Annotated in this window: 5 protein-coding genes; 1 reads left to right on the top strand and 4 read right to left on the bottom strand. The window is 68.9% G+C overall.

Features of this window, described 5'->3' with window-relative positions:
* Positions 1-35: 35 nt before the first annotated feature.
* The 4 genes from EFE23_RS00525 to acs form a co-directional block, all read right to left on the bottom strand.
* Positions 36-2438 carry an immune inhibitor A domain-containing protein gene (locus EFE23_RS00525; RefSeq protein WP_123238848.1) on the bottom strand — a complete coding sequence of 801 codons (2403 nt, stop codon included), beginning with the start codon at positions 2436-2438 and terminating at the stop codon, positions 36-38.
* A 286-nt stretch (positions 2439-2724) separates the two neighbouring features.
* The gene (locus EFE23_RS00520) at positions 2725-5031 is read right to left on the bottom strand and encodes an immune inhibitor A domain-containing protein (RefSeq protein ID WP_123238847.1); all 2307 of its coding nucleotides are present in this window, start codon (positions 5029-5031) and stop codon (positions 2725-2727) included.
* Between the two features lie 367 nt (positions 5032-5398).
* Positions 5399-8203: an immune inhibitor A domain-containing protein gene (locus tag EFE23_RS00515; RefSeq protein WP_199736874.1), complete on the bottom strand. Its 2805-nt coding sequence runs from the start codon at positions 8201-8203 to the stop codon at positions 5399-5401.
* Between the two features lie 224 nt (positions 8204-8427).
* Entirely contained in the window at positions 8428-10416 is a 1989-nt protein-coding gene (acs, locus tag EFE23_RS00510) for an acetate--CoA ligase (RefSeq protein ID WP_123238845.1), read from the bottom strand.
* 378 nt (positions 10417-10794) lie between these two features.
* Between acs and EFE23_RS00505 the strand changes: the two genes are divergently transcribed.
* Positions 10795-11541, top strand: coding sequence for a Fic family protein (locus tag EFE23_RS00505; protein WP_123238844.1), 747 nt, complete (start codon positions 10795-10797; stop codon positions 11539-11541).
* Positions 11542-11551 lie beyond the last annotated feature (10 nt).

The raw sequence follows: 11551 nt of genomic DNA, 5'->3' as shown, positions 1-11551 counted from the left end.
CCGGGCATCGCGTGGGTGTCGCGGCGATCAGCGGCTCAGGAGAAGCGCACCTTCATCGAGGTGCCGTTCTGCTCGAGGACCTTGATCTTGACGCCGACGGCGGGGAGCTTGACGCCGTGGTTCGGCAGCTCCGGGTACCAGAACTGCTTGGTGTCGTCGAACAGCGGCTGCGCGGCCTGGCCACGGATGTACTGCGGCTGGCTGTTGATGTGCAGCGTGAACGAGTCCGCCTTCTGGAGGCTGAACGGCGCGTCGTAGACCTGGACGCGGGCCCGCCAGGGGTTGCCGGTCAGGTTGTAGATCGGCCGCGGGTGCGCGTCGATGATCATGTTCCGACCCTCACCCGGGTGCTGGAACGTGTCGTTGTCCGCCCAGCGCAGGTTCCAGTAGGAGATCAGCAGACCCGTCTGGTACGCGTAGTGGTCCACGTAGTCCGGGCGGGTGTTCGCGTACCCGAAGTAGTACGGGCCGGTCTTGAGGTACTTGTCGTACGAGACGTACGACCGGTTGCCCGCGATGTAGTAGTTGTCGAAGTCGCGGGTGTAGGTCGCGGCCTGGATGCTGAAGCCGTTCAGCGCCCAGTCACCCGCGCCCGCCTCCGCGCCGTCGGTGAAGACGGGCGCCCCGTCGGCGGTCACGGTGATCGCGTCACCGTAGAAGCCGCCCATGGAGACGCCGCCGTCGGTCTGGTAGCGGAGCCGGAACTGCACGGTCTTGCCGGCGAGCGAGTCGAGCGGGATGTTGACGTCGACCCACTTGTCGTCGCTGGAGCCGTCCAGGGCGAAGCGCCCGGGCGAGATCTCCTTGAGGGCCTTGCCGTCGACGGTGCCCGGCAGCGCGGACCAGTTCTGGCCGCCGTCGGTGGACGCCTCGAAGAAGAGGTAGTCGTAGTCCTCTTCGATGTTGTAGCGACCCTTCATGGTGAGCGCGGCGCTGGTCTTCCCGGTGAGGTCGATCGTCCGCGTCATCGACGTGTTCAGGTCGTCCTCGTTGCCGGAGAAGTACTGCTTCTCGCCCTCGAACGGCTGGCCGTTCTCGAAGGTGTACGTCCGCTTCGGCAGCACGACGACCGCGCCCTGCGCCTCCTTGGAGTTGTACTCCTGCGGGCCCAGCTTCAGCGTGCGCTTCTGGCCGGCCTTGATGACCTCGTAGTCGAGCCAGTTGAGCTGGAGCTTGTTCCAGGCGCCGAGGTCGCCGCCCCGCTCGCCGATGCCACCGTCGTTCTTGCCACCGAGCCGGCTCTGGGCCATCAGGGTCCAGTGCTCGTTGTTGTTGTCCCCGCCGCTGGTGACGTTGTAGTCGTCCGGCAGGCCGAGGTCGTGACCGTACTCGTGGTAGAAGACGCTCCGGCCGCCGTTCTCCGGCTGGATGGTGTAGTCACCGATCCACACACCGGTGTTGCCGATCTGGGTACCGCCGGCCGGGAAGTTGGCCGGGCCGGTGTTGCCCTGGTCGGACGCGAAGGCGTACCAGCGGTGGCTCCAGATGGCGTCCTCACCCTGGTACGGGTCGCCGTCGGCCTCGTCACCGCCGGCGTGGACGATCTGGAAGTGGTCGATGTACCCGTCCGGCTCGTTGAAGTTGCCGTCGCCGTCGTAGTCGTACCGGTCCCACTGGTCCATCGACTTGACGTCGGCGGCGATCTGCTCGTCCGTGCGGCCCTGGGCCTTCTGGTCGGCGACCCACTGGTTGGCGGCGTCGCGGACCAGCGCCCAGGTGTTGGTGCAGACGTTCGAGGCGCAGGGGTAGCCGCCGGAGCGGCCGTACCGGGCCTCGTTGTACTTCACCTTGACCCAGTCGGTGACCTCGCCGTCGACGCTGTACCGGCCCGAGGACTGCGCCTCGTAGTACTGCTTCAGCGACTCGTCGCCGGGTGCGGTGCCGAAGTAGAGCTGCCGGTAGTGGTCGGCGTCGAAGTTCGGCTGCCAGACGGTGGAGTTGTCCACCGCCCGGTTGGGCTGCGGGATCTCGTTGTTGAGCGGGCCGTCGAACCGGGTCGGGCCCGGGGTGTTCGGGTTGGTGTCCTGGTCCGGGTAGTTCGGGTGCCGCTCGTTGCCGAACTCGGCGAGGATCACAAAGATCTTGTCGGTCCGCTCGCGGGAGAGTTCGACGTACTGGTCCTTGACCGGGCCCTTGCCGGCCTTGGTGCTGCGGGCCGAGCGACCGGCCGCGGCGCCCTCGGCCGCCTTCTCGCCCACCTTGACGACCGTGCTGCCGTTGATCCGCTGCGGCGTGGCCTTGCCGGACAGGACCTCGCTCAGGCCCTCTTGGCGCAGCGCCCGCCGCTTGGTCTCGAGTGGGTTCGGCAGATCGTGATCAGTCTGCGCGGGCTCGGCGACCGACGGAGCGGCGGCCGGGAGCTTCGGCACCGGCGCGGCACTGGCGGCCGTGCCCGCCACCAGTCCCGTCGCCGTCAACGAAAGCCCGAGCAGACCCACTGCGACTTTGCGCACGTGGTACCTCCGGTGTGAGGGAACCGGCCCAACGGGGGTACGGGCCGGTGAAAACGTCCCACGTGTGGGACCAATGGTGAACATAGACATTCCGGTGACGCGTGGGAAGAGTGGTGCGTCGATTTGTGGCAACTTTTTGTGGGGAACGCTCCTCACCGTCACATCCGGATCGGTCGATCGGACGGGATGAGCAGGGCGAACTGTCCCGGGGTACGCGAAAGGGGCCGGTGGCGTCGCCGCCACCGGCCCCTTCCGGTCTGGTGCTACCCGATCAGTTGGTGATCTTGATGACCATGTCGCTGGTCGGGGTGGTGCCCTGCTCCAAGATCTCGATCTTGGTGCCGGTGCCGGCCACCTTCACCGAGTTCCACGGGTTGTTGCTGTTCCAGTACTTGTTGATCCCGTTGTCGGTGAACACCGGGGTCGGGTCGAGCTCCGGCACCGTGACCTCCACGCCGTTCTTGTGGAAGGTCTGGGCCGGCTTGGCGTACAGGCTGAACGTGGCGTCGTACCCGTTGCGCCGGTTGGTGATGGTGCCCTGGTTGCCGACCTGGATCTTGCCCGGGCGGACGTCGACCGGGAGGTTCAGCCCGTAACCCGGGTGCTGCGACGTGTTGTTGTCGCCGTACGCGTAGTTCACGTACCAGACCAGCATGCCGGGCTGGTTCGAGAACCGCTCCACGAAGTCCGGCCGGGTGTTGCCCCAGCCGAAGTTGTAGCCACCGGTCCGCAGCGTGTCGTCGTAACCGAAGTACGTCCGGTTCTCGGCGATGTAGAAGCGGGGGTAGCTGGCGGTGACCGAACCACCCATCCGGGTCCAGCCCTTCGCGGTCCACTCCGCGGCGAGGGTTTCCGCGTCGTCGGTCCAGGCGATGGTGCCGTTCTTGGTCAGCGAGATGTTGTCCAGGAACGGACCGGCCAGGTGCACGCCGCCGTCGGTGGCGTAGCGGTAGCGGAACGTCACGCTCTTGCCGGCGTACGCCGACAGGTCGTAGGTCAGGTCGACCCAGTTGCCGCTGGTGGAGCCGTCGACCCCGGTCTCGCCGGCGTCGATGAGCGAGTTGTGCAGGGCGGCCCAGGTGGCACCGCCGTCGGTCGACACCTCGGCGTAGAGGAAGTCGTAGTCCTCCTCGATGTCCCACTGGGCCTTCGCCGTGATCGACGCGGAGGTCGCGCCGGTCAGGTCCAGGGTGCGGGTCAGCGTGGTGTTCAGGTCGTCCGCGCTGCCGCCCCACCACTCGTACGACCCGCCGAACGGCGTGTTGTAGTTCGTGGTCTGGGTCTGGGCGGGCAGGTTGACCACGACCGCCTGGGCCTTCGGCCCGTCGCTGTCACCGGCCGGGCCGAGGGTCACCTTGGTGGTGCCCGAGCCGTAGTCGACCGTGCTGTGGTTCAGCCAACCCAGGTAGAGCTTCGACCACGGGTCCATGTAACCCGGGGTCGAGCCGATGTCGTCGATGCCGTGGCTCAGCCACGAACCCGAGGACATCAGCGTCCAGAAGCCCGTGCCGTTGTCGCCGCCCGCGGTGTCGTACAGGTCCGGCAGACCGAGGTCGTGACCGTACTCGTGGGCGAAGACGCCGAGGCCACCGTTCTCCGGCTCCGTGGTGTAGTCACGGATCCACATCCCGGTGTCGCCGATCTGCACCCCACCCGCGAGGTTGCCGGCCGGGCCGGCCTTGCCCTCGAGGTTGGGGAACGCCGCCCAGCGGTGCGACCAGATGGCGTCCTCGCCCTGGGCGCCGCCGCCGGCCTCCTCGCCCTCACCGGCGTGCACCGCCTGGAAGTGGTCGATGTAGCCGTCGGGCTCGTTGAAGTTGCCGTCGCCGTCGTAGTCGTACCGGTCCCACTGGTCGAACTGGGCCAGGTAGTCCTTGATCTGCTGCGGCGTCTTGCCGGCCTGGACCTGGGCGTCGTACCAGGACGTGGCGCTGTCCTTGACAAAGTTCCAGTAGCCGTCGGCCTCGGAGATGGCGTTGCTGCCGTACCGGGCCTCGTTGTAGGGAACGGTGACCCAGTCGCTCACGTCACCGTTGACGGTGTACCGGCCGCCGGACTGCTTGAGGTAGAAGTCCCGGAACGACTCGCCCTCACCGTAGAACATGTCCATGTAGTGCTCGCGGTGGAAGTCGGAGCGCCACAGGGTGCTGTTGTTGTCGGTGGAGCTGCCGTCCCAGTTGCGGTCCGGCTCGGGGATCTGGTTGACCACCGGGCCGGCGGAGCCGCCGGTACGGGGGTCGGTCTTGTCACCGAAGTTGACCAGCATCGTGAAGATCGGGTCTTCCTTCGGCGCCTGCTGGTACTCGACGAACAGGTCGTCCTTGACCTGGATGACCTTCGAGCCGTTGCGCGTCTGGAGCTTGGCCTTGCCCCGCAGCAGGTCGGAGATCGCCTGCTTCTTGATCTCCCGCTGCTGATCCGCCTTGGGATCCGGGAGATTGTCCTTGCCGTGCTTGGCCTTGTCGGCGCCGGGGGCGGCCTCCGCCACCGGGGCGGCGGACGCCGGCGCCGTGACGACACCGGCCGCCAGCAGCGCGGCCGCGGCCGAGGCCAGGCCCGCTGTGACTCGTCTCCTCAAAGGTCCTCCTCCTTTGTGGATCTGTTACACGACAGAGACAGCTAAAGCCATCGCTGTCATGTCATGCGTCACTCACAATGACAGGTGTTTTCATCGTTGTCACCGGTCAATCACCGGGAAGACCGCCCCATTTTCCTGGGCAAAACGGGACCAAAGCGTTCACTGATTCGGCGTCGAATTACATTACGTTTTGGCCACGATCACCGAAAGTGACGGTGATTATGAGGTCCCCAACAGGGAGCGCTGTCGCTCCGAGAAATGTCACGCGGATTCGAAAGATATCTGTGCCGCGCAAGACGACGGGGCCCGTCCGGAGCAGTGTGCTCCAGGCGGGCCCCGCAGGTGTCCCGACGCGCGGGCGGTCAGGTCACGGGGTCGCCGAGGTCACGTACACCGTGGCGTACGAGTTGTCCTTGGCGGCCCGCTTGATGGTGATCGAGACGCCGTACGCGACGCCCGCGTCACCGGGGTTGCCCGTGCCCAGCACCGTGGACCCGACGCGGGCCCCGTACAGGCCGGTCGCCGGCGTGCCGTCCGGGTTGGTGATCCGGGTGGTGTACGGCTGGTTCTGCCGCGACGGCACCACCACGGAGGCGTCCGCGTCCCGGTAGTACAGGCTGCTACCGCGGATCTCGATGCCCGGGTACCAGCCCTTGGCGTCGGTGAACGCCGGCACCGGGGCCTGGGCGCCGAAGTCGGTGCAGTACTCGCTGTACGGCTCGTTCGCCGCCTCCAGGCACTCCCGGAAGGGGTACGTCTGGTTCAGTGAGAAGGCCGCGTTCGACGACTGCGGGCGGCTGGGCAGGTTGTCCTGCAGCGACGTGTCCTTGACCGCCGCCTCGCCCTGCCGGCGCAGCGGGTCGTTGTGCGAGTCGACGATCAGCAGGCCGCCCTTGGCCCCGTAGCTGGGCAGCGAGGTCAGCTGGGCGGTCGTGTGGTTGACGTTGCCCAGCGCGGTGTCCCGGTACCAGACCAGCATGCCCGGCGCGTTGTAGGCGACCTTCTCCACCTTCCACGCGTCGCGCGAGTAGTTGGTGTCGTAGGCGTACTTCAGGCCCTTGTCGAAGCCGTCGAAGTTGCGCCACTCGGCCAGGTAGTAGTGCGACTTGACCTGGGTGCCCGAGTCGGTGTGCCAACCGGTACCGGTGGTGTCGGTGAAGGTGCCGAGCGCCTGGCTCCAGCCGTTGGCGCCGCCCTCGACGTCGTCGCTCCAGGTGGTGGCGCCGCCGCCGGTGACCGAGAAGTCGTCGGCGAACCAGCCTCGCTCCACGAACGCCTCGTCGGTGGCGTACCGCAGCCGCAGCTGGACCGTCTGGCCGGCGAAACCGGACAGGTCGACGTAGTCGTGCCGCCAGCCGCTCGTGCTGCCGGTGAGGCCGTACTTCTTGCCGCCGAAGTCGACCATGCGGCCGTTCGGGTCGGCGTAGCCGTCGTTGGTGGTGACCAGCTTGCCGCTGGCGTCGTAGACCTTCTGCTCGGTCCAGGTGTTGCCGCCGTCGGTGGAGACCTCGACGAAGCCGAAGTCCCAGTCCGCCTCGATGACGTAGTTGTTCCACATCCAGAACTTCGCGTCGGCGGCGTTCGGGACGGTCACCGTACGGCTCAGCTTGACGTCGGCCCAGTTCTGGTCGGCGCCGGAGTACCACATGTTGGCGCCGCTGTGCGGCTGCGCCAGCGTGACCACCTTGTCCGGCAGGTTGATCTTGATGCCGTCCTTGGTGCCCACCGGGGTGTTCGAGGTCTGCCCGAGCTGCACCGCGCGGGCGTCGTCACCCGGGTTGATCTGCAGCGGGTCGGCCCAGCCGAGCACCCACTTGTCCCAGATGCCCATGTGGGTGGGCAGCGCCTGGAAGACCTCGCCGGAGTGCGAGCCCGAGGCCATCAGGTCCCAGAAATCGACGTCCGAGTCGGCCGCGCCGGAGGTGTCGTACAGGTCCGGCAGGCCGAGGTCGTGGCCGTACTCGTGGGCGAAGACGCCGACGCCGGAGTCCTCCGGCTGCACGATGTAGTTCGACACCTTGAGGTTGGTGCCCGGGACGGTGTAGCCGCCGGCCACCGTCGAGGAGTGCGCCCAGATCGAGTAGGGGCCCTGGGCGCCACCGCCACCGGACTTGTCCTCACCCGCGTGCACGAGCACCAGGTGGTCGATCACGCCGTCGGGCTCGTTGTAGTTGCCGTCGCCGTCGGCGTCGGCCTGGTCCTCGATGTCGTAGTCGGCCCACGGGAAGTTCGGGTCCATCTTGGCCAGCGTGTCCACCGCGTCGGTGGCGAGCCGGCCGGCGCCCTGCGGGTTGTCCGGGTGGCCGTTCATCGACTGCTCGCGGCCGGCGACCCAGTTGCCGTTCTCGTCCTGGAAGCAGCGGGAGGCCGCGTACCAGCCCTCCGAGTGCGGCACCGTGATCCACGGGCTGGCCTGCCCGTCCACCGTGTACGCGCCCTTGGACATCTCCAGGTACATGTTGTGCATGGTGCGCCCGGAGATGTCGACGCCCGGCTTGCCGTCCGGCCCGGTCAGGTCGGTGCGGACCCGCTCGGTGATGCCCTCCTTGCTGTAGAGCATCTTGTCGAAGTGCTCGGGCGAGAAGTCCGGCACCCACATGGAGTTGTTGTCCTTGTGGGGCAGTGCCGCCGGGTTCGGGATGTTGTTGTGCTTCGGGCCGTTCTGGACGCTGCCGAGGACACAGCTCCGGTCCTCGAAGACCGTCTTCGGCACGTACACGTTGCTGAAGTCGTCGTTCGCCTGGTCGTTGAACTCCACCAGCAGGGTGAGCAGCTTGGCCGTCTGGGTGCTCTTGGCCTTCTTGATCTGCCGGGGGCTCTGGCCCGTCTTGATCGCCTTGGCCTCGAGCTTGGCCAGCTCCCGCGCCGCCACCGGGTTGCCGCCGGCGAACTTGCGGTCGTAGGCCCGCGCCTGGTCGACCGGCGAGGTGTAGATGCCGTCCTTGCCCTTGACCTCCTTGCCGGCCGTGTCCGGCTGCACCTGCGGCTCGGCGTAGTTGATGTAGAACTCGTCCGCCCCGATCGTCCGGCTGACACCGGATTCCTGGGCGGCCGCGCTGCCGGTCACGGTCAGTGACGCGGCGGCGAGGGCGATGGCGGGCAGCGCGACAAGTAGTCGTCGGCGCGACCCGGACTGCGGAAATGTGTGCATGCCGCTCCGTTCGTGGGGCATGGGAGGAGAGAACCGGCCGGTCGAAGTGACGCCCGTCGACCCGGCCCGGTGCGGCTGAACCTAGAGGAAGCAGCGCTGCCACTGGGAGGGGTGACAGCGTCCCTCTGCCCGTTCAGCCCGGCACGCCTCCACCGAACCTCCGATGGGCGCCCTTCCCCGGAAACGACGGTGGGTGACGGCCCGCCCGGGCCGTCACCCACCTTCAGGGGTACGTACGTCTGCCGTCAGTCCTCGTCGGACTTCCCGCCACTCATGCCCGAGGAGATCAGCTCCATCACCGACGAATCCTGGAGGGTGGTGACGTCACCCAGCGAACGGTGCTCCGCGACGTCCCGCAGCAGCCGGCGCATGATCTTGCCGGAGCGGGTCTTCGGCAGCTCCGGCACCAGCATGATCTGCCGCGGCTTGGCGATCGGCCCGAGCGTCTTCGCCACGTGGTTGCGCAGCTCGGCGATGAGCTGCTCGCCCGCCTCGCCCGAGGTCTCCGCGCTGCCGCGCGGGATGGCGAACGCGACGATCGCCTGGCCGGTGGTCGGGTCGGTCGCGCCCACCACCGCCGCCTCCGCCACCGACGGGTGGCTGACCAGCGCCGACTCCACCTCGGTGGTGGAGATGTTGTGGCCCGACACCAGCATCACGTCGTCCACCCGGCCGAGCAGCCAGATGTGCCCGTCGTCGTCCTTCTTCGCCCCGTCACCGGCGAAGTAGACCCACTCGTCGCCGGAGTTGGCGCCGGCCCCGAACCGCGACCAGTAGGTCTCCAGGAACCGGTTGTCGTCGCCCCACACGGTGCGCAGCATCGACGGCCACGGCTCCCTGAGCACCAGGTAACCGCCGCCGCCGTTGGGCACCGACTGGCCCTGGTCGTCCACCACGTCGGCGACGATGCCCGGCAGCGCGGTCATCGCCGAGCCCGGCTTGGCCTCGGTGACGCCCGGCAACGGAGAGATCATGATCGCCCCGGTCTCGGTCTGCCACCAGGTGTCCACGACCGGCAGCTCACCCCGGCCGACGTACTGGCGGTACCAGATCCACGCCTCCGGGTTGATCGGCTCGCCGACGCTGCCCAGCAGCCGCAGCGAGGAGAGGTCGTAGCCGGCCGGGATGTCCTCGCCCCACTTCATCATGGTGCGGATCAGGGTCGGCGCGGTGTACAGGATGGTGACCTGGTATTTGTCCACCAGCTCCCAGAACCGGCCCTTGTGCGGGGTGTCCGGGGTGCCCTCGTACATGACCTGGGTGGCGCCGTTGGAGAGCGGGCCGTACACGATGTAGGAGTGCCCGGTGACCCAGCCGATGTCGGCGGTGCACCAGTAGACGTCGGTCTCCGGCTTCAGGTCGAAGACCGCGTGCGTGGTGTACGACGTCTGGGTCAGGTAGCCGCCGGTGGTGTGCAGGATGCCCTTCGGCCGGGCGGTGGTGCCGCTGGTGTAGAGGATGAAGAGCGGGTGCTCGGCGTCGAACGGCTGCGCGGTGTGCTCCGGGGCGGCGGTCTCCACCGTCTCGTGCCACCAGTGGTCCTTCGCCGACCAGGCGACCTCCTCGCCGGTCCGGCGGACCACCAGCACATGCTCCACCGAGGGGCACTTCGCCACCGCCTCGTCCACGGTCGGCTTGAGCGCCGACGGCTTGCCCCGGCGGTAGCCGCCGTCCGCGGTGATCACCACCTTGGCGCTGGCGTCCTGGATCCGGTTGGTCAGCGCGTCGGCGGAGAAGCCGCCGAAGACCACGCTGTGCGTGGCGCCGATCCGGGCGCAGGCCAGCATCGCCACCGCCGCCTCGGGGATCATCGGCAGGTAGATCGCCACCCGGTCGCCGGCGGTCACGCCCAGCTCGGTCAGCGCGTTCGCCGCCTGGCAGGTGAGCTTGTGCAGGTCGGCGTAGGTGAGGGTGCGGGTGTCACCCGGTTCGCCCTCCCAGTGGATCGCCACCTTGTCGCCCCGGCCGGCCTCCACGTGCCGGTCCAGGCAGTTGTACGCCACGTTGAGCTGCCCGCCCACGAACCACTTCGCGAACGGCGCGTTCGACCAGTCGAGCGCCTGGTCCCACTTCTTCGCCCAGGTCAGCCGGTCGGCCTGGCGCTCCCAGAAGGCGAGCCGGTCCTCGGCCGCCTCGGCGTACGCCTCGGCCTTGACGTTGGCGTTCGCGGCGAGCTCGGCCGGCGGCGGGAACTGGCGCGTCTCGTTCAGCAAGTTGGCCAATGCCTCGCTCATGCGATGACTCCTTCGTCGCGTGACCTGCGTCTCCTACCCGGGAGAGGTTAGTCCGGCCGTACCTCCGCCGCGAGCGCCCAGGGACCGGCCACGCGCTCAGCGGCCCTCGCCACGCGCCGGACGGGCGCCCACCCCGCCCGGTCGCCGGCCGGCGGCCTGGCCCGGCCGAGGTCGGTCCCGGCCCGCGGCCTGGCCGAGGTCCGTCCCGATATGCGGCAGACCGGTCCTTCCCGGGCCGGGGAGGGCCCGGTTCGCCGCAATCGGTGCCGATCACCGAGGACCGCGTCGCCTGCCCGCCGGGTGCCGGTCACCGTGGCCCGGGTCGCCTTCCGGCCGGGTGGCGCCCGGCGGGCAGAGTGCGATGGATAGCGTGGCGGGGTGACCACCGATCCGCTCGCTCCGCTGCTCGCGCTCGCCGATATCGCGCCCGCCGTCGAGCGGGCCCGCGAGCGGGTCGACGAGGCCCATCGGCACCGCGCGCTGCGCCGCCACGGCGGTCAGGTGGCCGCCGAGGTCAGCCTCCGTTCGGCGGTGGCCAGCGCCGCCCTGGAGGGCCGCCCGCACGACCGCGAGGAGGTACGCGCCGGCACGGTCACCGACCCGGTGCTCCAGGGAGCCTTGCGGGTGGCCGGGGCGCTGCCCGGGTTGAGCGAGCTCTGGCCGAAGGCCCCCCGGCAGGCCCTCGCCCGGCTGCACGTGCTCGCCGCCCGGGACGTCGTCGCCGAGGCGGAGTTGGGCCGGCCGGTGGCCGACCCGGTGGTCGCGGGGCGCCTCGACGGGCTGGCCGCGCTGGTCGCCGGCGGGACAAAGGTGCCCCCGCTGGTGCTGGCCGCGGTGGTGCACGGCGAGCTGCTGAACCTGCGTCCGTTCGCCGGCCCGTCCGGGGTGGTGGCCCGGGCCGCCGCCCGGCTGGTGCTGATCTCGACCGGCTTCGATCCGCGCGGGCTGGTCGCCGTGGACGTCGGCCACCGGGAACGGGAGCCCGAGTACGTCGGTGCGGCCGGCGCCTTCGCCACGGGTACCCCCGACGGCCTGCGCTCCTGGCTGCGCCACTACATGTCGGCCGTCGAGGTCGGCGCCGACCAGATCCCCCTGATCGGCGACGAGATCCTCGCCGCCTCCTGAGGACTCTCGC

It is taken from the genome of Micromonospora solifontis (assembly GCF_003725545.1).
Lineage (GTDB): Bacteria > Actinomycetota > Actinomycetes > Mycobacteriales > Micromonosporaceae > Micromonospora > Micromonospora solifontis.
This window is presented reverse-complemented; position numbering and strand designations above follow the sequence as displayed.

Bases quoted from the DNA above. Each gene is read 5' to 3' on its own strand.
- EFE23_RS00515 (WP_199736874.1), bottom strand. From the start codon at position 8,203: ATGCCCCACGAACGGAGCGGCATGCACACATTTCCGCAGTCCGGGTCG.
- acs (WP_123238845.1), bottom strand. From the start codon at position 10,416: ATGAGCGAGGCATTGGCCAACTTGCTGAACGAGACGCGCCAGTTCCCG.